The organism is Brevundimonas sp. ALps5 (genome assembly GCF_058681645.1).
Genome location: NZ_CM178744.1, coordinates 2,628,622 through 2,650,424, shown reverse-complemented (window position 1 = coordinate 2,650,424; position 21,803 = coordinate 2,628,622). Strand labels below are relative to the sequence as shown.

General features: G+C 68.8%; 18 protein-coding genes. 11 read left to right on the top strand and 7 right to left on the bottom strand.

Annotated features, from left to right (window positions below; genetic code table 11):
- Positions 1-191: 191 nt before the first annotated feature.
- Positions 192-1,907, bottom strand: coding sequence for a DNA repair protein RecN (gene recN / locus ACW172_RS12745; protein WP_492031815.1), 1,716 nt, complete (start codon positions 1,905-1,907; stop codon positions 192-194).
- A gap of 73 nt (positions 1,908-1,980) precedes the next feature.
- Positions 1,981-2,784: an outer membrane protein assembly factor BamD gene (locus ACW172_RS12740; protein ID WP_492031814.1), complete on the bottom strand. Its 804-nt coding sequence runs from the start codon at positions 2,782-2,784 to the stop codon at positions 1,981-1,983.
- Positions 2,785-3,092: 308 nt separating this feature from the next.
- Between ACW172_RS12740 and ACW172_RS12735 the strand changes: the two genes are divergently transcribed.
- The 4 genes from ACW172_RS12735 to pth all read left to right on the top strand — a co-directional run bounded on the left by ACW172_RS12735 (position 3,093) and on the right by pth (position 6,735).
- A complete protein-coding gene (locus ACW172_RS12735; RefSeq protein ID WP_492031813.1) occupies positions 3,093-4,025 on the top strand; it encodes a ribose-phosphate pyrophosphokinase in 933 nt (310 codons plus the stop codon).
- A 90-nt stretch (positions 4,026-4,115) separates the two neighbouring features.
- Entirely contained in the window at positions 4,116-5,222 is a 1,107-nt protein-coding gene (locus tag ACW172_RS12730) for a hypothetical protein (RefSeq protein WP_492031812.1), read from the top strand.
- 149 nt (positions 5,223-5,371) lie between these two features.
- Entirely contained in the window at positions 5,372-6,052 is a 681-nt protein-coding gene (locus ACW172_RS12725; protein WP_492031811.1) for a 50S ribosomal protein L25/general stress protein Ctc, read from the top strand.
- A gap of 77 nt (positions 6,053-6,129) precedes the next feature.
- Positions 6,130-6,735: an aminoacyl-tRNA hydrolase gene (gene pth / locus ACW172_RS12720; RefSeq protein WP_492031810.1), complete on the top strand. Its 606-nt coding sequence runs from the start codon at positions 6,130-6,132 to the stop codon at positions 6,733-6,735.
- 3 nt (positions 6,736-6,738) lie between these two features.
- Here pth and ACW172_RS12715 read toward each other — a convergent pair whose 3' ends face one another.
- A complete protein-coding gene (locus ACW172_RS12715; protein ID WP_492031809.1) occupies positions 6,739-8,349 on the bottom strand; it encodes a DUF4139 domain-containing protein in 1,611 nt (536 codons plus the stop codon).
- Positions 8,350-8,355: 6 nt separating this feature from the next.
- Positions 8,356-9,801: a DUF4139 domain-containing protein gene (locus ACW172_RS12710; protein WP_492031808.1), complete on the bottom strand. Its 1,446-nt coding sequence runs from the start codon at positions 9,799-9,801 to the stop codon at positions 8,356-8,358.
- 127 nt (positions 9,802-9,928) lie between these two features.
- Between ACW172_RS12710 and ACW172_RS12705 the strand changes: the two genes are divergently transcribed.
- The 5 genes from ACW172_RS12705 to ACW172_RS12685 all read left to right on the top strand — a co-directional run bounded on the left by ACW172_RS12705 (position 9,929) and on the right by ACW172_RS12685 (position 15,765).
- Positions 9,929-10,318, top strand: a complete 390-nt coding sequence (locus ACW172_RS12705) for a DUF2946 family protein (RefSeq protein WP_492031807.1) — start codon at positions 9,929-9,931, stop codon at positions 10,316-10,318.
- Between the two features lie 71 nt (positions 10,319-10,389).
- Entirely contained in the window at positions 10,390-12,456 is a 2,067-nt protein-coding gene (locus ACW172_RS12700) for a TonB-dependent receptor family protein (protein ID WP_492031806.1), read from the top strand.
- 12 nt (positions 12,457-12,468) lie between these two features.
- Positions 12,469-12,945 (top strand): copper chaperone PCu(A)C, encoded by a 477-nt coding sequence (locus tag ACW172_RS12695; RefSeq protein WP_492031805.1) that lies wholly within the window; start codon positions 12,469-12,471, stop codon positions 12,943-12,945.
- 72 nt (positions 12,946-13,017) lie between these two features.
- Positions 13,018-14,118 (top strand): redox-regulated ATPase YchF, encoded by a 1,101-nt coding sequence (gene ychF / locus ACW172_RS12690; RefSeq protein ID WP_492031804.1) that lies wholly within the window; start codon positions 13,018-13,020, stop codon positions 14,116-14,118.
- A gap of 21 nt (positions 14,119-14,139) precedes the next feature.
- On the top strand, positions 14,140-15,765 hold the full coding sequence (locus ACW172_RS12685; protein ID WP_492031803.1) for a hypothetical protein: 1,626 nt from the start codon (positions 14,140-14,142) through the stop codon (positions 15,763-15,765).
- Between the two features lie 34 nt (positions 15,766-15,799).
- Here the strand turns inward: ACW172_RS12685 and ACW172_RS12680 are convergent, their stop codons facing one another.
- Positions 15,800-16,294 (bottom strand): hypothetical protein, encoded by a 495-nt coding sequence (locus ACW172_RS12680; RefSeq protein WP_492031802.1) that lies wholly within the window; start codon positions 16,292-16,294, stop codon positions 15,800-15,802.
- Positions 16,295-16,437: 143 nt separating this feature from the next.
- Between ACW172_RS12680 and ACW172_RS12675 the strand changes: the two genes are divergently transcribed.
- On the top strand, positions 16,438-18,720 hold the full coding sequence (locus tag ACW172_RS12675) for a TonB-dependent hemoglobin/transferrin/lactoferrin family receptor (protein WP_492031801.1): 2,283 nt from the start codon (positions 16,438-16,440) through the stop codon (positions 18,718-18,720).
- A 21-nt stretch (positions 18,721-18,741) separates the two neighbouring features.
- Positions 18,742-19,758, top strand: a complete 1,017-nt coding sequence (locus tag ACW172_RS12670) for a DUF6607 family protein (RefSeq protein WP_492031800.1) — start codon at positions 18,742-18,744, stop codon at positions 19,756-19,758.
- Here the strand turns inward: ACW172_RS12670 and ACW172_RS12665 are convergent.
- A complete protein-coding gene (locus tag ACW172_RS12665) occupies positions 19,755-21,374 on the bottom strand; it encodes a saccharopine dehydrogenase family protein (protein WP_492031799.1) in 1,620 nt (539 codons plus the stop codon). The two genes, ACW172_RS12670 and ACW172_RS12665, sit on opposite strands and share 4 nt — an antisense overlap.
- Positions 21,371-21,802 carry a thiol-disulfide oxidoreductase DCC family protein gene (locus tag ACW172_RS12660; RefSeq protein WP_492031798.1) on the bottom strand — a complete coding sequence of 144 codons (432 nt, stop codon included), beginning with the start codon at positions 21,800-21,802 and terminating at the stop codon, positions 21,371-21,373. Before ACW172_RS12660 ends, ACW172_RS12665 begins: the two co-directional genes overlap by 4 nt.
- Position 21,803 lies beyond the last annotated feature (1 nt).

Sequence of the window (21,803 nt, the reverse complement as noted above, 5' to 3'; positions counted from 1 at the left end):
TCGGCAAGCATGAACAACCTTTGCGTTTAGTCACACCAATGGCTGGATTTTGCGTGTGAGCAACCCTGGAGGGGCAGAGTCCGCCCCCGTCCGTTTCAGCATTGCAATAAAAGGGAGGCGGCTGACCGACGCGCGTTCTCAGCGGGCCGGACAACCGGGACCCGCATCGAGGCATCGGTGGATCGGGGGCGTCAGCCGATCAGGGCGCGAGCCGCGGCGCGAGCCTCGTCGGTGATGGTCGCGCCGGACAGCATCCGGGCGATCTCTTCCTGACGGCGGACATCGTCGAGGGCGACGACAGTGGTTGTGGTGGCGCCGTCCTTGTCGGACTTCATCACCTTCCAGTGGGCATGGCCGCCGGCGGCGACCTGGGGGCTGTGGGTCACGACCAGGACCTGGGCGCCGGTCGACAGCCGCTTGAGGCGCTGGCCCACGGCCTCGGCGACGGCGCCGCCGACACCCTGATCGACCTCGTCGAAGATCATGACCGGCTGGCGCTGGTCCTCGCGGCCGGCCAGCGCCGCCTTCATCGCCAGGGCGAAGCGGGCCAGCTCGCCGCCGGACGCGATGGCGTCCAGCGGGCCGAACCCGTCTCCGGCGTTTGTCGCGATCTCGAAGCGGACGGTCTCGACACCCAGGGGGCCGCGCCTGCCCTCCCCCACCGGCTCGAAGGCGACCCGGAAGCGGGCCCGTTCCAGCTTGAGCGGGGTCAGCTCGGCCATGACGGCGGCGGTCAGCCGCTCGGCGGCGGCCTCGCGCGCCGAGGTCAGGAAGGTCGCGGCCAGATCATAGGCCTCGCGCGCGGCCGTCGTTTCGCGCCGGGCGGCGGTCAGGGCGTCGGCGCCGTCCTCGATCAGCCGCAGCTGTTCGCGCAGGGCGACCCGGAGCCCGGGCAGGGCATGAACCGTGGTGTTCAGCTTGCGGGCGGCGGCGCGAAGGGCGAACAGCCGCTCCTCGGCCTTGTCCAGACGCCCCGGCTCGAAGTCGAAGGCGGCGGCGGCGGCGTCGACCTCTGCGACGGCCTCAAGCGCCTCCACGATGGTGCGGTCGATGGCCTCGGCGGCCGCGCCCAGGCGGGCGATGACCGGATGGTCGGCCTCTGCGCCGTCCTGCAGGCTGATGGCCTGGACGGCGCGCTGGCGGGCGTGTTCGACCGCACGCAAGGCCGCCGACAGCTTCTGGCTCAGCTTGTCGCCGCCCAGCTGGGCCCGGGCGTCGGCCAGATCAGCCATGGCCTTTTCGGCGGCGCCGAGAATGGCGCGCTCCCCGGCCAGTTCGGTCTCCTCGTCCTCGCGCGGATCCAGGGCGTCGAGGTCGGCGAGGTTGAGGGAGATTTCTTCGGCCCGGGCCGCGGCGTCGGCGGCCGCCGCCTGAAGCCCGGCCAGATGCGCCTCGGCGGCCTTCAGGGTCTCGCCGGCGGCGGCGACCGCGGACAGTTGGGGCGACAGGCCGCCATAGGCGTCCAGCAGAGACCGGTGGGTGCGCCAGTCCAGCAGGCCGACGGTCTCATGCTGGCCGTGCACCTCGACCAGACGCGAGCCGATCTCGCGCAGGGCCGCGACCCCGGCCGGCTGATCGTTGACATAGGCCCGGCTGCGGCCGTCGGCGGACAGAACGCGGCGCAGGATCAAATCCTCGCCCGCCGCGACCTCGAACCCGCGCTCGGCGATCAGGGCGATCAGGTCGGGATCGTCGGGAGCCGTAAAGACGGCGGTCGCGCTGGCCTGTTTGGCGCCGGCGCGGACCAGGCCGGCCTCGCCGCGCCCGCCCAGCGCCAGACCCAAGGCGTCCAGGATGATCGACTTGCCGGCCCCCGTCTCGCCGGTCAGCACGGTCAGGCCGGTCTCGACGTCCAGATCGAGCACATCGACCAGGACGATGTCCCTGATTGAGAGGGCGGTCAGCATGAAGGGGCCCGATTCGACATCAAGCCCCCTCTATAGCCGTGTAGAACCAATGCGGAACAGAGGTTCCGACCGATCAGCCCGGGATGATCCGGTGCAGCCAGCCTTCGCGCTGTCCGGTCGGGGCGGCGTCCGGCTTGGCGCCCTGTTCGGTCAGCAGGGCATAGGCCTCGGCGTACCAGGGGCTGCCCGGATAGTTGAAACCCAGGACCGCGCCGTTGCGGGTCGCCTCTTCCTTCAGACCCAGGGTCAGATAGACCTCGACCAGACGGTACAGGGCCTCGGGCGTGTGCGAGGTGCGCTGATAGGCCGGGTTGTCGATGACGGCCTTGTAGCGGCCGATGGCGGCCAGCGGCTGGTTGGCGCGCTGATAGTAGCGGCCGATATTCATTTCCTTGCCGGCCAGCTGGTCGTTGACCATGTCGATCTTGACCATGGCGTCGGTGGCGTAGGGCGAGCGCGGATAGCGGCGCTGGACGTCCTTCAGCCCGGCCAGCGCCGCCTCGGCATAGGCCTGGTCCCGGCCCACGTCGGTGATCTGCTCGAAGTTGCAGGTCGCCTTCATGTAGAAGGCATAGGCCGCCGAGGGGCTGCCCGGGAACAGCTGGATGAACCGGTCCGACGCGGCGATGGCGTCGGCGTACTGGCCGTCTTGATAGTAGGCGTAGATCTGCATGAGGATCGCGCGGCGCGACCACTCCGAATAGGGGTGCTGACGCTCCACTTCCTGGAAGTAGTCGACGGCGTCGGCCCAGCGGTGGCTCTGCAGACGATCGTAGCCGGTGTTGTAGAGCAGTTCGACCGGGCGCTCCTCATAAGCCAGCTTGGGCCGTTGCTTGCCCTGGCAACCCGCGACGGTGACGGTCAGGGCCGCGGCCAACAGAATCGTTCCCGCTCGCGACAGGGGTGCGCGCGACGACCGGGCGGAACCCGAGGAGGACAGCGCCGAAATAGCAGACAAAGAAGACCTCATGACACGGCGGACCTGAAGGAGGGCGTGCGCCGCCCCCCGATGATGACCACGACCTCTACACCAGCCATCGGCGCCAAGCCAATGCGCTCCAAATCGACCCCTCGAAGTCGAAATCGACCGTATACGACTTGCCCCCGTCCGGCGCGCTGGTAAAGGAGCGCGAGAATTGAACAGGCGTCATTGGCGGTCCGATGACGGCGAAAGGATGACCGGCGATGAAGCTGCTCGCAGGCAACTCTAACCGGCAACTCGCCCAGGCCATCGCCGACCACCTCGACATGCCCCTGACCAAGTCCCAGGTGAAGCGATTCGCCGACAACGAGGTCTTCGTGGTCATCGAGGAAAACGTCCGCGGCGAGGACGTCTTCGTCATCCAGTCGACCTCCTATCCGGCCAACGACAACCTGATGGAGTTGCTGATCTGCATCGACGCCCTGGTGCGGGCCTCGGCGAAGCGGATCACGGCCGTGATGCCCTATTTCGGCTATGCCCGGCAGGACCGGAAGACCGGCGGCCGCACCCCCATCTCGGCCAAGCTGGTCGCGAACATGATCACGCGCGCGGGCGCCGACCGGGTCCTGACGATGGATCTGCACGCCGGCCAGATCCAGGGCTTCTTCGACATTCCCACTGACAACCTGGTCGCCACTCCGGTGCTGGCCCAGGACATCAAGGAAAACTATCCGCGCGGAAACCTGATGATCGTCTCGCCCGACGTCGGCGGCGTGGTGCGGGCCCGCAGCCTGGCCGAACGGCTGAACGTCGACCTGGCCATCGTCGACAAGCGCCGCCCCAAGGCGGGCGAGAGCGAGGTGATGAACATCATCGGCGACGTCTCGGGCCGTCAGTGCATCCTGTTCGACGACATCGTCGATTCGGGCGGCACTCTGGTCAACGCCGCCAAGGCCCTGATCGACGCCGGCGCCACCGAGGTTTCGGCCTATATCAGCCACGGCGTCCTGTCCGGCCCGGCGGTCAAGCGCGTCACCGACGGTCCGCTCAAGGAACTGGTGATCACGGACTCGATCGAACAGCCGCATGAGGTCCTGACCTGCGCCAAGATTCGATCCGTACCCGTCGCGCCTCTGATCGGTGAAGCTATCCGGCGGATCGCGAACGAGGAATCGGTTTCCAAGCTGTTCGATTAACGGTCGGAAAACGACTTCAAAGGCGTTATAAAGCCTCCTGAGTAAGGGGCGTCCCCGCGACGCCCGCGTTCTTGTGTGGGGAAAGCCTCGATGTCTCTGGTCCACCTTCGTCGCGGCGCCGCCCCCGTCGTTGTCTTCGCCGCCCTCGCCGTGGCGAGCCTGCTGGCCAGTTGCTCGACTCCCGAGCCGGTCGCCGTCGTCGAGGCGCCGCCGCCGCCGGCCATCGCCCCCCCGCCGCCCGTGACCCTGAACGCCGGCGTCGCCGACGCGGCCTCGATCTATGTGAGCTTCATCCGCGACGTCGGCACCATCCGGGCCGGCTTCCCCGACGCGGAATCGATCCAGCAGGCCATGCGCAAGGGCGCCGCCTATGATCCGACCCAACTGTCGCGCGGCATGATCGCCTACGCCTCCATCCTGGCCCTGCAGTCGCCCGAGTTCGTCATGGGCGTGCGCCAGTATGGCAACGACCCGGTCCAGCGCCGCCAGATCATCGCCGCCATCATCAACGACCCGGCCTATGCCGCCACCCTGCCGGGCGCCGACTACGCCGCCGGTCTGATCATCTCGACCGTGGGCCAGGACATCTCGGCCCTGACCACCATCGCGGACGCGGTGGAAGGCGACGCCTACACCATCCAGGAACGCCGCGATCCGCGCCGCCGCTGGGCCGTCGTCCCCATCGCCAATCGCGAAGTCCGGCTCCAGACGGCCAAAACGATATCGGAAAGGCAAATGCTGCCCACGGCCGAGGAATCGGCCCGGCTGTTCGCCGCCGGCAACTCGGGCCGGGGCCTGAACCTGTCCGCCGGTCCGTCGCGCGCCCCCTATACGCCCGCCGTGGCCAACGCCCTGGCCATCGCCGCCCTGGCCGCCCTGGGCGCCGCCGGCGACGACGCCCGGGCCAACACCGAGGCCCTGACGGTCGATCAGAACAGCGAGTTCTGTCTGACCATGTCGAAGCTGAACCTGTATCAGTGCCTGGCCGCCTCGCGCCCCAGCTATGAGGACATGTTCTGCGTCGGCCGCCACATCGTGCGCGACCTCGCCACCTGCGCCACGACCTCGACCCGGGCCGCCGTTGTCACCGTCACCGACCCGGTCGACACGACCGGCCAGCCGACCCCGACGGTCAGCCTGCCCCAGCCCGGTTCGACCGCCAGCCTGAACTCGGCCCCGGCCACCGCCGGCCACTGATTTCAGGAGTCTTCACGGAGTCTGGCCCAGGCGGTTGCGCCTGGGGTCCGATGCGTGTAATGACCCGCGCTCTTGAATTCGAGGGTTGATGACCCCGCCGCGCGGGCCACGAGGTTGGCGCAGGCGTTATTGTTGTTGAGGCGAGCCAGATGGCCGAGATCATTCTGAACGTGGACGTCCGCGAAAACACCGGCACCGGCGGCGCGCGCGAAGCCCGTCGCTCGGGCGCCGTCCCCGGCATCCTGTACGGCGGCGGCAAGGCGCCGGTCGCCATCTCGGTGAACGAGAAGGACTTCCGCAAGAACCTGTACACCGGCAAGCTGCTGGGCCACCTGGTCACGCTGAAGTACGGCGACGAGACCCAGCCGGTCATCGCCAAGGACGTCCAGTTCGACCCGGTGTCGGACCGTCCGCTGCACTTCGACCTGATGCGCGTCGACGAAAAGCAAGTCATCAAGATCGAAGTGCCGGTGCACTTCATCAACGAAGACAAGTGCATCGCCTTCCGTCAGGGCGGCTCGCTGGAAATCGTCCGTCACACGGTCGAGATCATGGTCCGCGCCGACCATATCCCGGAAGACCTGATCGTCGACCTGGCCGGCCACAAGCTGGGCGACAGCATCCGCATCTCGGACATCAAGCTGCCCAAGGGCGTGGTTCCGGCCATCTCGGACCGCGACTTCATGATCGCCTCGATCAAGACCTCGTCGGCCGCCATCTCGGCCGCCCATGACGAGGAAGAAGAGGCCGCCGCCGCCGAAGCCGCCGCGGACGAAGTCCCCGCCTCGGAACAGGCCGACGACGCCGAAGGCGAAACCTCGGAAGGCTAAACCCCTTACGAGACCTGACTTTCGGGACGGCCCATTCCTTCGCGGGAGTGGGCCGTTTCCATATCCGGACCTGACCCATGCTGATCATCGCCGGCCTCGGCAACCCGGGCCCGAAATACCAGAACAACCGGCACAACATCGGCTTCATGGCCGCCGACGAGATCGCGCGGCGCTGGCGATTCGGTCCCGAGCGGGCCAAGTTCCAGTCGGTCGTGTCCGAGGGCGAGGTCGACGGGACCAAGGTCCTGCTGATGAAGCCCCAGACCTATATGAACGAGAGCGGCCGGGCCGTCGGCGAGGCCGCGCGCTTCTACAAGATCCCGCCCGCCGACATCATCGTCTTCCACGACGAGATCGACATGGCCCCGGGCCGGTTCCGCATGAAGAAGGGCGGCGGGGCGGCGGGTCAGAACGGCATCCGCTCCCTGATCAGCCATCTGGGCGCCGACTTCCGCCGCGCCCGCATGGGCATCGGCCATCCCGGCGAGGCCAACCTCGTCATGCCCCACGTCCTGGGCGACTTCCACAAGGCCGAACAGCCGTGGCTGGACGCCATGCTCCAGGCCTGCGCCGACGCCCTGCCTTTCGCCGTCGCCGGTGACGACGAGCGCTACCAGGGCGAGGTCATGCGCCTGGCCCCCGCGCCCAAATTCAGCCCCCGCCAGCAGGCGCGCGGCGAATAGACGTCAGTCGTCGAACTCATAGGCATAGGTCAGGCGGGTCGTTCCGCCCGACGGGACCCGCATCCGCCAGACCGGATAGCCCGCGTCGCCGATCCGGCTCCGGATGCTGGACGACAGGATGCGGAAACCGGTCGCGCCATATTCCTCCGGGCTGATCTCGACCTCGACGGCGACCGGCTTGTCGTTGGTCACGGTCGCCTCGCCCCGAATGACCTTCTTCCTCTGCCCCCGGGAGTCATGGCGGCTGTCTTCGTCGAAATAGTTCTCGACCGTCAGATCCATGGATTCGCCGAACTTCAGTTCGACGGGCAGGCCGACCGCACGATCCTCGAACCGCGCCTGCCCCGTGAACATCTCCCGGCCAAGCTGGGACTGAATCAGGCTGACGCCGCCTCCCGGCAGGGGCAGGCCCAGGCCGTTCCGCGTTTCGTTACGCATTCGCAGCAGCAGGTTGAGCGGTTGCCCGGTCTCGTGTTCGTCCGCGTTCCACGAGCCGATTCGGGCCTGATAGACACGCTCGAAGGCCACATCCTCGCGCTGGATGAAGCGCAATTGCTTGGTCTGGCGCGCCTGTACATCGGTCGGCTCGGGCAGGGTGTAGATCTTGTAGTCGCCGAGCGTGTCCATCCGCACGATGCGCGAGCCGGTGACGACGATTTCATCGACACGGTCCTCGGATACCAGCCCTTCCATGCTGCCGCGGCGCGCGACCTCGGAAACACGGCGTCCAACGACGATCACCTCTTCGACCGCCGCGCCCCCCGTCGTCGTGTCCATCGGCCAGCAGCCCGGCGTCTTGCCGACCACATCCGCCTCGACCGGAACCGAGTCCTCGTCGCGGTTGAGATTGCCCGCCACCACCTGGACCGGGGCGTTCGCGAAGCTGGTCCCGCCGAAATTGGCCAGGGTGATCCAGCCGTCGAGGTTCAGGGTCCGGCCGTCAGGATTGACCCGGGCGACATAGTCCGCCGACCACTGCAGCCCCGTCGCCAGATAGGCCAGGGTGACGGTGTAGCGGCCCGCCGTACGGGCCCGGGTGCGCACCGACAGGATGGGCTGGTCGCTGAGGCCATCGGGCACACGGTCGAAGACGATACGCTCGGGCCCGCCCGAACATTGCAGCGCCTCCAGCCGCCCGTCTATCTCCAGCACCGCCCCGTTGGGCCCGGAGCGGACAATGGCCGTCTTCTCGATCTCAGCGCCGGTCTCGGGATTGGTGCGCACCAGCCTGACGGTCTCCCCGACCGACTTCCGCAACAGGGCCCCGGGGCTCAGGAGGTCGAAGTCGGTATTGCGCTCCAGAACGGTCGCCGGCAGGCCGTCGAGGGTCGCGGTCTGGGGGATGATGCCGGTCGCCACCCCCTTCAGCCGGATCACCGCCTCACCGGCGGGCAGGTCGATGGTGCGGGTCTCGATGATCAGGGCCAGGCCCTGCCGGTCCAGTTCGTTCCACGACTGGCGCGACTCTTCCAGCAGCCGGCTCGTGTCCACGACGCGATCGCGATAGATGACCACGGCGGTCTTCTCCGCCCCGGCCGAGACGGTCTCGACCTGGGCGAAGGCAGGCGTGGCCAGGGCCAGCCCCAGCAGTGCGAGATAGACGGACCCACGCACGAGGGATCAGCCGCCGGTGGTCACGACGGCCTTGAGCACCGTCTCGCCATTGGCCGGCACCGGCACGCGCCAGACGACGGTGTTGGCGTCCTGAAGTTCTCCGGCGATGGACTGCTCGCCCAGTTGGGTGTTGCGGCCCAGACCGTGCTGGCGGACCTCGACCGTCGTCGCCTCGGGCCGGGCGTTGCGGACCGTGTATTCCATCTCGAACCGCGTCCGCCAGCGGTAGTAGGCGGGCTTGGGCGCCGAGGCGCTGGAGACGAGGCGCGGCTGGACCGTGACGTCGAAGGCCTGACCGGTCGTGATCACGATGTCCGAACCCGCCGGAGTGTGGGCCACCTGATCCTCGCCGATGAAGCGGGGCTCGCCCGAGGCGTCGTTGACATAGACGCGCGCCACGCCCGCCGGCAGCTGGGTTCCCACGCCCGAAGCCCGGCTGTTGGAGAAGATCACCGCCACCTCGGCGGCCTGGGGCTCCGTCTCGGTGTCGAAACTGTCGGCCTCATAGAGGTAGCGCTTGGAGGCCGGGACGCCCGAGACGTCGATCAGCCCGACCTGCTTGGTCTGGTTGTTGGCCACCGTCACCGGCTCGGGCAGCGGATAGACATAGACATCGGCCAGGCCTTGCGCCTGTCCCTGTTCGGTCCCGTTGCCGCGCACGGCGGGACGCGGCTGGGGCGGGCGGTAGTAGCGGTCCTGGTTCGGGTTGATCAGGGCGACGTCGCCCGCCACCACCCGCGTCTCGGCGTTGGAGAAGGTCACCCCCGACCGGTTGGTCAGGGTGATCCAGCCGGTCAGGTCCAGCTTGCCCGCCTTCTCGTCGAAGCGGGCGACATAGTCGGCCTTCCATTGCAGGCCGGTGGTCAGATAGGTCAGGCCGACGTCGCGGCGGCCGGCGCGGTCGGCCTCCAGCGTCACGCTGAGCGTCGGGCGCGGCCGCAGGTTCTCGGGCACCCGGTCAAACACCACCCGGGTCGGGACGCCGTCGTCACGCAGCACCTCGACATGGCCGTCGACGGCCAGGACCACGCCCTGATTGGCCGCCAGGACCCGGGCGCGCTGGGTCTGTTCGGCGCCCGAGCCGGGATTGGTGCGGACGATGCCGATCTCCTGCCCCACCGCCGACTGCATCAACTTGTCCGGCGTCAGAAGGTCGTAGTCGAAATTCTGTTCGAGCACCGACAGGCCGTCGCCGCTCAGGCCCACGGTCTCGGGCTTGATGCTGGCCGAGACGCCGGGAAACTCGCGTCGCGACCGGCCCGCCGGCAGGGTCAGGGAGCGGGTGTCCTCCACCAGGGCTATGTCCTGATTGTAGATGGTCAGGGAGACGTGGTCGGGGCCGCCCGAGCCGTCCTGAACAGCTGCGGTCTGCGCCCAGCCCGGGCCGCTGAGCGCTGTGAGCAGGACGCCGAGACCGGCGGCGGACAGGCACAGGTTGCGGCGGTCGGACATGTTTACGACTCCAGACTGATTTCGGACCCTCCCACGGCCCCGCTCGACTGTCGAGGCGACCTGCCCCGTTCCCGGCGCGGCGCGTCGTCGCCTTTGCAGGAGCAGGCGGATCGGCTAGGCGGGGACCGTGAACCGCTCCCAGGCCGACAACTGGTCCGTCCGGCGCTCGCTGGCCTTCCTGGCCGCGACGTTCGCGATCACGTTCGGCAGCCTGATGCCTTTCGCGGCCATGGCGGCCTCGACGCCCGACCATCCGGTCTTCTGTTCGGCCGACGGCCTCCAGACCATCGCGGTCGACCAGACGGGACAGCCCCTGCCCGGCAAGGGGATGATGGGGGCCAAATGCGCCGCCTGCCTGCTGGCCCTGTCGGTCGCCCTGCCCCAACCGCCGCTGGTCGCTCCGAGAGCGGCTCCGACGACCCATCCCGCCTCGATCTTCATCGCCGAGGCGCCGCGCTTGACGCCACCGGCTCGCGGTCCGCCGCGCCCGCCCTCGACCGCACCGCCCCAAGCCTGAACCCCGACTGACGCCCTCCGCGCGCGATCCTTCGCGCGCCTGCTCATTCCTGTTCAGGACCTCGAACCTTCATGCTTCTCAAGACCACCGCGGCGCCGTGTGCGCTGCTGCTCGCCGCCCTCGCCCCGGCCGCCGCCTTCGCTCAGGACCAGGCCACCCAGCTCGACGAGATCATCGTCACCGCCGTCCGCAATCCGGAGGACCCGCCGGTCGTCGCCGAGACCCGCGCCCGACTGTCGCGCACGCCCGGCGCCGTCGCCGTGGTCTCGGCCGAGGCCTATCGCGACCGCTATGCGCCCAATCTGGCCGACGTCCTGCGCGACGTGCCGGGCGTCTATGCGGAGAAGAAGTGGGGCGGCGACATCCGCCTGTCGATCCGGGGATCGGGCATCGGCAACTCCAGCCACAACCGCGGGACCCTGCTGGCCCAGGACGGCATTCCGTTCAACGAGGCCGACGGCTTCGGCGACTTCCAGCTGATCGACCCGTCGATCGCCCGCTACACGGAGGTCTACAAGGGCGGCAATGCGCTGCGCTTCGGTGGGGCCCTGCTGGGCGGGGCGATCAATCTGGTGACGCCGACGGGCCGGACGGCGGGGGCGGAGAACAGCTTCCGCATCGACGGCGGCTCGTATGGCACGCTGCGCGCCCATGCCGAGGTCGCCCGGACGTCCGGCGACTGGGACGTCTTCGCCGCCGCCACGGGCCAGAAGGCCGACGGCTGGCGCGACCAGTCGAACGGGCAACAGCAGTACGGCTCCCTCAACATCGGCCGCCGCTTCGACGAGGACCGCGAGGTCCGGCTCTATCTCTCCGGCGGCTATGTCCATCAGGAAATCCCGGGATCGGTCAGCCTGTCCGACGCTCTGACCAAGCCGAAGGCCGCCAATCCTACCAACAAGGCCATGGCCTATCAGCGCGACATGGCGTCGGTGCGGTCGACCTTGCAGACGCGCTGGCGGCTGAATGAGGAGACCGTCTTCGAGGGCGGAATCTATGGGACCTGGAAAGATCTCGACCACCCCATCTTCCAGGTCGTCGATCAGCAGAGCCGCAACTACGGCGTCTTCGGCCGTCTCGACTGGACCGGCCGCGCCTTCGGCAAGGCGGTGGACGCCTTCTATGGCGTGTCGTACCGGTCAGGCGATCTGGACGCCAATCAGTGGCTGAACCTCGCCGGTTCGCACGGCGCCCATACGGCGCAAAGCCGTCAGAACGCCACCGGCCTCGATGTCTTCGCCGAGGGGCGGCTGTTCGTCACCGACCGGCTGGCTCTGGTTGCCGGCGGCTCGTTCGGGCGGGCCGAGCGCGACTATCAGAGCTACGCCCTGCCCCCCGTTCCCGGGGTCGCGGCCAGCTTCAACCTGACCACGGGCAAGACCTGGGACTGGTTCGCTCCGCGCCTCGGGCTGCTCTGGCAGACCGATGGCGGGACACAGGCCTACGCCAATGTCACCCGTTCGGTGGAGCCGCCGAATTTCTCGGCCCTGTCGCCGACGACCCAGGGCTTCCAGCCCCTGGTCCCGCAGGAGGCGGTGACGTGGGAGGTGGGTCTGCGCGGCAAGCGCGACGCCTTTACCTGGGACGTGTCGATCTATCGGGCGGATCTCGACCACGAACTGCTCAACTTCGCGGTCAATCCGGCGGCGGGGATTCCGGCGGCGACCTTCAACGCCGGTCCGACCGTGCATCAGGGGATCGAGGCCGGCCTCGACTGGCGCTTCGCCGACCGGTTCCGGCTGCGCCAGACCTACAGCTTCTCCGACTTCCACTTCGACGGGGACAAGGTCTATGGCGACCACGACCTGCCGGTCGTGCCGCCCCATCTGTACCGCGCCGAGCTGCGCTATAACGCCGCAGGTGGCTGGTTCGTCGCCCCGTCGCTAGAGTGGTCGATGGCCGACAGCTGGGTCGATTATCAGAACACCCTGAAGGCGCCGTCGTACGCCGTGGCCTCGCTGAACGCAGGCTGGACCGTTTCGGAGGGGGTCAGTCTTTTCGTAGACCTGCGCAATCTGACCGACGAACGCTATGTCTCGAACTTCAGCGCCGTAACCGACGCCCGGGTCGCCTCGACGGCGGTGTTTTTCCCCGGAGACGGTCGGTCATTGTTCCTCGGCCTTCGACTGGCCTATTAGGGAGGAATGACGATGAAACCGACCGTGATCGCCCTGCTTGTCCTGGCCCCCGTTCTGGCCCTGGGCGCCTGCCATCAAGGCAAGAAGAACTCGACCACCGCCTCGATCGAGACGGATGGCGTCAAGGCCACGGTCGAGATCACCGATCCCTGGTGCCGGCCCACGCCCAACGGCGCCCAGGCCGGCGCCTGCTATCTGACCATCAAGTCGTCGCACGAGAACACCGTGACCGGCGTGGCCACCCCGATGGCCGCCAACGCCATGGTCCACGACATGACCATGTCGAACGGCATGATGAACATGTCCGAGATGGCCGGCGGCCTGCCGCTGAAGGGCGGCGAGAAGGTCGAGCTCAAGCCCGGCGGCAAGCATCTGATGCTGACCGGGCTGACCGGTCCGCTGGTCGAGGGCTCGGCCGTGCCCCTGACCCTGACCTTCTCGGACACTCCGGCCATGACGGTCCAGGCCCCGGTGCGTCAGCCTAAATAGCCTCTGTTGCAGGCCGAGCCTGACAAACGGCCCCGAACCGTCTAAAGGCTCGCGCCTTCTCTGAGGAATACAATGGCCCTGAAAGTCGCGATCGTCGGCCTGCCCAACGTCGGCAAGTCCACCCTGTTCAACGCCCTGACCAAGACGGCGGCGGCGCAGGCTGCAAACTATCCCTTCTGCACCATCGAGCCGAACACCGGCGACGTCGCCGTGCCGGAGCCGCGTCTGGACGCCCTGGCCGAGATCGCGGGCTCCAAGGAGATCATTCCGTCGCGCATCACCTTCGTGGACATCGCCGGCCTGGTGCGCGGCGCGTCCAAGGGCGAAGGCCTGGGCAACCAGTTCCTGGCCAATATCCGCGACTGCGACGCCGTGGCCTTCGTCGCCCGCTGCTTCGTCGATGACGACATCACCCACGTCGAGAACCGCATCGATCCGATTTCGGATCTGGAGATCATCGAAACCGAACTGATGCTGGCCGATCTGGAAAGCCTCGAACGCCGCCGCGTCCAGATGGAGAAGCGCGCCAAGGGCGGCGACAAGGACAGCCAGCTCAGCCTCAAGCTGGTCGACCTGGCCCTGTCCAAGCTGAACGCCGGCAAGCCCGCCCGCGTCGCCCTTCCGGACGTGTCCAAGGAAGACCGTAAGGCCTGGGACATGCTGCAGCTGCTGACCGCCCTGCCCGCCCTCTATGTCGCCAACGTCGATGAAGGCTCGGCCGACAAGGGCAATGAGCTGTCGGATCTGGTCGCCGCCCGCGCCGCCGCCGACAACGCCAAGTCAGTGGTCATCTCGGCCAAGATCGACGCCGAGCTGGCCGTGCTGGACGCCGAGGAGCAGGCGGAATTCCTGGAAGGTCTGGGTCTGGCCGAGCCGGGTCTGAACCGACTGATCCGCGAGGCCTACGCCCTGCTGGGCCTGCAGTCCTACTTCACCGTGGGCCCCAAGGAGGCGCGCGCCTGGACCATCCATATCGGCGACACCGCGCCCCAGGCCGCCGGCGTCATCCATACGGATTTCGAGAAGGGCTTTATCCGCGCCGAGACCATCGCCTATGAGGACTTCGTCGCCCTGCGCGGCGAGGCCAGGGCGCGCGAGGCCGGCAAGCTGCGCGCCGAAGGCAAGTCCTATGTCGTCAAGGACGGCGACGTGATGAACTTCCTGTTCAGCTGAGGCGGCATGAAATCCGGGGGGATGATCGCACCGCTTCTGGCGGCGCTGACGATGTCGGGCGCGGCCGTCGCACAGGAGGCGCCGCCTGCGGCCGAGGCTCCGGTGGTCGAGGCTCCGGCGGCCGAACCGCCGACCGCGCTTCGCCGCGAACAGCTGACAGCCCTGATCCTTGGGCTGGAACCGGCGGGCGAGCCGGTCGTGGGCGAGGTCACGGCCAAGGGCGAGGCGGTCCTGTCCGTTCCCATGCGTCTGGCGGAGGAAGGCCGCCTGACCGGCGACATCGCCACCGCCGGCTATCGCATGTCAGCCGGAGCGCCCGTCGTTCATCGCGTCTTCAAGCCGACCGGCGCGGATCAGGCCGACACGATCGAGGCCTGGTGCGGCCCCGGCGAACTGCGGACCATGTTCGGCTGGGTCGGCTCGACCGTCTGCATGGTCGATACCCCGGACGGCAAGGCAAACCTGGGCATCCCGGTCCTCGGCAGCTACGGCGCATGGTGGATGGTCCGCGGCATGACCTTCCCGGAGCCCGACGCCCGGACGGAGCGCGTCACGGTCGAGCCGGCGACGACGCCGTCCGCCTTCCGTCTCGCCTTCATCTACGAGCGTGTGCTTGATGCCGGCGTGGCCCTTCACGCGACCATCGAAGGCCCGGGCCTTCGCGCCGAAGCCCGCCCCTACCGCCACGACATGCGCCGTCAGGTTCTGCCAGTGCGGAACGGCGCGGCGGAACTGAACTTCGACGGCCTGAAGCTGACCCTGATGCCGGAGCGACGCGGAGACGTCGTCGCCGTGACGGCTGAACGGGTTTCGGCGCCCATCGATATGGCCGGGCTCCGTCGGCGCGCGGACGCGCTGGAGGCCGAGGCCGCCGCGGCCGATCCCGCCTCGAACGACGACGCCCCCGATCAGGGCTCCACCCCGGCCCCAGCCCGTCAAGGCGTCGAGCCGACCCCCTTCGTGATCGGTGGCGTGAAGATCGATCCCACCGTCCTGACTATCGGCGCAGGCGAGCTGACGCGCGGTGGGGTGGTCTTGTCGGGTCAGGCGGAATACGCCCTGACCACCCGCCTGCCCAAGCCGGTCAATCTGCGTGCCCCGCTGATCAACGACACCACGCCCGAAGGCCTGATCCTGCATCAGGTCGAGTTCGCCGGCGTCCTTCCCGTGGGCGGGCGCGTCATGACCCGAATCTGGTGCGGTCCTCTGGGCCGGCCGACCGTGTTCGGCAACGGGCAGCGGGTCACCATGTGCCTGCGCCGCGCGGCCGTCGGCGGCTGGGAGGCCTTCTGGCCCTCGACGGGCCGCCCCTGGCTGGGCACCAGCCAGATGACGGGTACGGTCGCGGCCCTGACCGCCAACGACGTCGAGATCGATCCGTCGCCGACGTCCCTGCTGGAACCTCTCGGCGTTCGTTTCGAGATCCAGCGGATTTCCGACGCCGAGATCACCCTGCGCGTCTTCGCCCGGCTGAAGGATGAGGACGCCCTGATCTTCACGGTCAGGGAAGCCTTCGAGGACGGACGTGCGGTCGTGCCGCTGTGGTCGCACAGACTGGTCCTGACCCGGACGGCGAGCGCCGTGACGGCGGCCCTGTCCGCGGACGGCGACGGCAAGGGCCCGACCGAGGACGGCTTCTATCCCTGAATTCCCATCCCGATCCGGGCTCTGACGGCTCAGGCTAGAAGCCCGGCGCCGTCTTCGAGGCGTCGGAAAGCGTGGTGCATTTCAGCAGCCTGGCCGACCGGGGCGCGCCGTCCGCGCCCCTGCGATCGACATAGACCATGTCCAGGGTCTGGCCGGTCACGGACATCTGCACCCGCTCGACGTGAACCCCGACAGCGGCCGGGCAGGACAGGGTCGCCTGATAGCCGCCGGTCACCTGGCTGATCCGGCCAATGTCGCACCCGAGGCCGCCGCCGTCGAAGCGCAGCGGCGTGATGTCGATCACACGGGGGGCCCGCGTCGGCTGGGCGCACAGAACCGGATCAGGCGTCCAGCGGCCGACGAAGCTGGTCGGCCCGGTCCCTGGCATCAGGGGCGCCATGGAGCCCGACGGCGCCTCTGCCGTCGGGTCCACGACCGGCGAGGTGACGGGCTTGGCCGGCTCCGTCGGCGGATTGACCCGAGACCGGTCACACGCCGCGACCCCCGCCAGCAGCCCCACAACGATCACTGTAATCCGGACGCGTTTCATCGCACCCGAACGCGCCGCAAGCGCGACCGTTCACCGCGCCCCAAAAGACCCCAGGGCTATTGCGGTTGATTCTGATAGTCGTTCGCAGTAATTGCGCCCCCTCTCTCAAGCGGGACCATAAAATGCGCAACCTCCTCATGATCACAGCCGGGCTCGCCGCCCTCGCCGCCGGTTCGGCCCAGGCCGCCGCGCCCGACGCCCCGATCGCCCCGGAAGATCAGGCGACCCCGGTCGCGCCGGTCACCGTCGTCGCCACCCGCACCGCGACCCCGGTCGACGAAGTTCCTGCCACCGTCAGCGTCTACTCCTCCGCCGAGATCGAACGCCTGCTGTTCACCGACATCAAGGATCTGGTGAAATACGAGCCGGGCGTCAGCGTCGTCAGCCAGCCGGCCCGTTTCGGCGCCGCGCTCGGCACCGCCGGCCGTGCAGGCAATGAGGGCTTCACCATCCGCGGCCTCGGCGGCGATCGCGTCCTGATCGTCGTGGACGGCGTACGCCAGCCCGACGGCTTCGTCTTCGGCGCCCAGAGCGTCGGCCGCGGCGGCTATTCCGATCTGGACCTGATGAAGTCGGTCGAGATCCTGCGCGGCCCGGCCTCGGCCCTGTACGGCTCGGACGGCGTCGCCGGCGCCGTCAGCTTCACGACCAAGGATCCGGAAGACCTGCTGACCGGGGGCCGGAACTTCACCGCCCGCGCCCGCGTCGGCTACAACTCCGCCGACGAAGGCTTCACCGAGGCCCTGGCCGTCGCCGGCCGCTCGGGCGCGGTCTCGGGGATGCTGGCCTATACCCGCCGCGACTCGTCCGAGACCGAAACGAACGGCGACGCGACCGGCGAGGAAGTCACCGCCACGGGCGGCATCACCTATGCCAACCGCACCATCGCCAACCCGCAGGACAACCAGTCCGACGCCCTGCTGGCCAAGCTGGTCTGGGATTTCGCCCCGAACCAGAGCCTGCGCCTGACCTGGGACGGCTATCAGTCCGAGTCGGACTATGAGGTCCTGAGCGGCCGCACCGCCCGCACGGTCGCCGCCACCCCGCCGACCGCCGCCACGGCCGTTCTGGGCCTGACCGCCAACGACAAGACCGAGCGTCAGCGCATCGGTCTGGACTGGCGCTTCTCCGACAGCTTCGGCCTGGATCAGGGTCAGGTCTCGGGCTACGGCCAGGACGCCACGACCCGCCAGTACACCTATGAAGATCGCGTCCTGACCGACCGGATCCGCGACAACCAGTTCAACAACAAGGTGTTCGGCGCCTCGGCCTGGGCCCGCAAGACCTTCGCCACGGGCAGCGTCGAGAACCGCGTCACCTTCGGCGGCGACTGGTCGCGGACGACCCAGGAAGGCATCCGCGACGGCACCGTGCCCCCGGCCGGCGAAACCTTCCCGACCAGCCCCTTCCCCAGGACCGACTACACCCTGGCCGGCCTCTATGTTCAGGACGAGATCGTTCTGGCGGGCGGCGCACTGCGCCTGATCCCGGCGGTGCGGTACGACGCCTATGAACTGTCGACCGACAGTGATCCGCTCTACATCGGCACGCGCGCTGATCAGGACGACAGCCACATCTCGCCCAAGCTGGGTCTGGTCTGGCAGGCCACCAGGCAGTTCCAGGTGTTCGCCAATGTCGCCGAGGGCTTCAAGGCCCCGACGCCGAGCCAGGTGAACAACTACTTCGCAAACCTGGCCTTCGGTTACACCTCCCAGCCCAACCCGGACCTCAATCCGGAGACGAGCCAGAGCGTCGAACTGGGCGTGCGCTTGCGCGACATCAACGCCCTGAACGGCCGTCTGAGCGCCCAGCTGGTGGGCTTCAAGTCCGACTATGACGACTTCATCTCGCAGCAGGTCGTCTCGGGCGCCGGCACCCCGACGGACCCGCTGATCTACAAATATGTGAACTTCTCCTCGGTCGAAGTTCACGGCGTCGAGGCCCGCGCCAATCTGGATTGGGACAACGGCGTCTACGCCCGCTTCGCCGGCGCCTGGGCGGACGGCGACCAGACCGATGCGGGCGTGACCCGGTCGCTGTCGACCATCGATCCGGTCAAGCTGGTCTGGGGTCTGGGCTACAACGCCCCGACCGGTGTCTGGGGCGTCGAAGGCCTGCTGACCTGGTCGGCGCACAAGGACAACGCCGATACGAACGGCCTGAGCTGCTACAACGCCACCCCGGCCAGCGGCTGTCTGGCGGGCAAGGAGTTCGCCCTGATCGATCTGACCGGCTACTGGAACGTGACGGAACAGGTCACGGCCCGCGTCGGCGTCTTCAACGTCACTGACGAGAAGTACGGCTGGTGGAGCGACATCCGCGGCGTGGCGGCCTCCTCGGCCGTGGTCGACGCCTATACCCAGCCGGGCCGCAACGTCGGCGTCTCTCTGTCCTTGCGTCTGTAAGCGCGACGGGAGATTATGCGAATGACTATCAAGACCGAAGAGGTTCCGATGCGCGCCCTGATGATCGCCGCCGCCCTGCTGGCTTCCGCCGCCCCTGTCGCGGCTCTTGCCCAGACGGCGGCTCCCGCCGCAGCCGCACCCACCAGCGCGTTCGAGCGGGACCGGCAGTCCATCCTGTCGGAGGCGGGCCAGTTCCGCGTCCGCTTCGACTTCCGTGAGAACGTCGCCTTCCTGGCCGGCTATACGCCGATCGAGGCGCACGATTCGGCGGGCAATGAGATCGTCCGGGTCGTCTACGACCATGGCGACCGGATCAGCCTGCAGCACATCCTGGTGATGGAGCACGAGGGCCAATCGATCGTGGTCAAGCACTGGCGCGAGGACTGGACCTTCCAGCCCTCGACCGTCCTGACCTATGCCGGTCCGGGCGAGTGGAAGCTGTCCGACGTCCCCGAGGCGGAGCGCGCCGGCGCCTGGTCCCAGACGGTCTGGCAGACGGATGATTCCCCGCGCTACGGCGGCGTCGGCAAGTGGAGCTACGACAACGGCATGGCCGTCTGGACCAGCGGCCCGACCTGGCGCCCGCTGGCGCGCCGGGACGCGGTTCGCCACCCGGTCTACGACCGCTATCTGGGCACCAACCGCCATGCCCTGACCCCGGTCGGCTGGGTGCACATCCAGGACAATATGAAGATGCAACCGGGCCCATCCTCCACTGGCGGGGGCGACGACGGCGATCCCGTCGCCGTCGTCCAGGAGGACGTGGTCAACACCTACCGCAAATGGGACGGCTATGACCCCAAGGCGGGCGACGACTACTGGGCGGCTACCAGGGACTACTGGGCGGCGGTTCGCGACCTGTGGGACGCGGCCATCGCGGCCAACGGCGGCGTCCGCGTTCAGGAAGTCGCCGAGACCGGCGCCGTCACCGGGACCCCGCTGATGGACCTGGCCGAAAAGGTCCAGTCGGGCGAGGTCACCACGGCCGCCGCCATCGATCAGGCGAAGACCATCATCGCCACGGCGACGGCCCGCTAAACCGCTTCCAGCCAGCCCCGATAGCGGACCATCCGGCCCGCGATCGGAAGGCCGATCTCGACGTCGAAGGCGAACCGGCCTTCGACGTCTTCTTTTTCGTTGGTCACGGTGGTCGGCGCCCAGGCCTTCGGCATGGGAACGCCCAGCAGCCGCCAGCCCTCGACCCGATAAACCAGTCGCCCGTCTTCGGGGCTGAGGGTCAGGTCGAAGGCGAAGGGGCCGAAACTCTCGACCACACGCCCACCCGCCTTCGGAGACGACAGCCGGCTCTGGAACCGGCTTCCCGCGATCTCGCGCCGCCAGATCGAGCGGTCGCGGTCGGCGTCGATCCGGACTTCGACCGGAACGCCCTGCCCCGCCTTCGGAAAGCCGAACGCCCGGGCGATCAGGCCGGCGACGGGACTGGCCGCCCCCTCGACCGAGGCCTGACCGCGCCAGACCGACTGGCCCGGGGTCTCGTGCAGGGCGCGGATGGGGCACGGCAGGGTCTGGAAGGTCGGTCCGACGGCGCGTTCGAACAGGGCGGACGGCTCGACCGTCGTCGTGGTCCTGATGCCGTGCACAGCCAGTTCAGCTTCCAGATCGGCCAGCGGCAGTTCGCCGACGCAGGCCCGCGCGCCCGGCTTGAGCCGCCCTGCCGCGAGCGCCTTCACCACCGTCAGCGCGGGTATTCCCGGCGTCACTGGCCCAACGCCCGGCGGGGCGATCAGCAGCCAGACGGCGCGCACCGCCCTGCCCTCTCGGTCTCGCCCGGCCGCCTCGACCCGCATGGCGCCGACGTCGCTTCCGAACGGGGCGGCGAGCCGGGAAAGGAAGATCACCAAACCGGTCAAGGTTCGGGGGTCGGCGCCGGTCAATCCGACCAACCTCGCCAAGGCCCAGCCGCCCCAATGGGCGAAACCCGGCTCGAGCCCCGCCAGGAACAGGGCGCGGTCGGTCGGCCCGAAGCGCTGGGCCAGCACGTCCAGATCCGGCGTCTCGCACAAGGACAGGCGCCGCCGTCCCGCCGAGCCGAAGTCGCGGGTCGTGACGGAGCCCCAGCCGATGCGTTCGGACCAGCCGCCATCCTGAAACACCCGCACGGGCCGTCCGAGCCAGGAGAGGATGGCTTCGGTCACCGAGCGGCCGCGCGGCGCCCGGGCGCCGGGAGAGATGGCCGCCTCGACCGCGTCGATGCGGGTCCAGCCTTCGGTCAGGGCGTCCAGCACCGCGTTGGACAGGGCCGGTGTCGAGCTGGCGCCGGTCAGGGCCGTAACGCCCGCCGCCTTCGCCTCGTCGTTCAGCGCTCCGAAGCCGGCGACGAAATCACGGCCATCGGCCAGATCGACGTAGTGGAGGCCAGCCGCGATCGCCGCCCTCGCCACGCGCGGCTCCGCCCCCTGGAACGGCCCTGCCGCGTCGACGACGATGCGCGCGCCAATCTCTGTCAGGTCGGCGGCGGTCAGGCTGCGGGTGTCCAGAGCCACAGCAGAGGCCGCCCCGACCTCGGCCCGCGTCGCCTCGGCCCGAGCGAGGCTCCGTCCCGCCACCACGACCTCGAACCCGTCGCGCGCCAGCCCCTTCGCCAGCCGTGAGCCGAACACGCCGCCCGCTCCGATGACGAGGACGCGGGTCAAGTGACGAACCGGTCGCGGTCCGCGGGATCGGGGATCATGCAGACGTCAGTCCGGCCGAAGATCCGGTAGCGATTGCCTGCGATCAGGTCGTAGAGCGGATCGCGCACGGCCTTGGGCGCGATGCGGCCGATGGCCAGCGTCCGCGTCGCCGGCAGGGCGCCCAGCACCTTCAGCGCCGCGTCCGACTTGAACCAGGCGCGGCCGTTCAGGATCACGGCATTGGTCTCGGGCGCCTCCGGATCGATGCCCAGCCGCGAGGCCAGGGCTCGCCCCGCCTCGCTCTGGATCGTCATGAAGCGGAACCGCCGGGCCGTGTCGTGCCGCAGCACGAACCGCGCCCAGCGCGAGCAGAAGACGCAGACGCCGTCGAACAGGATCAGTCCGTCAGCGACGTCCTCGACCGGTTGCGACGCCCAGCGGTCCAACACT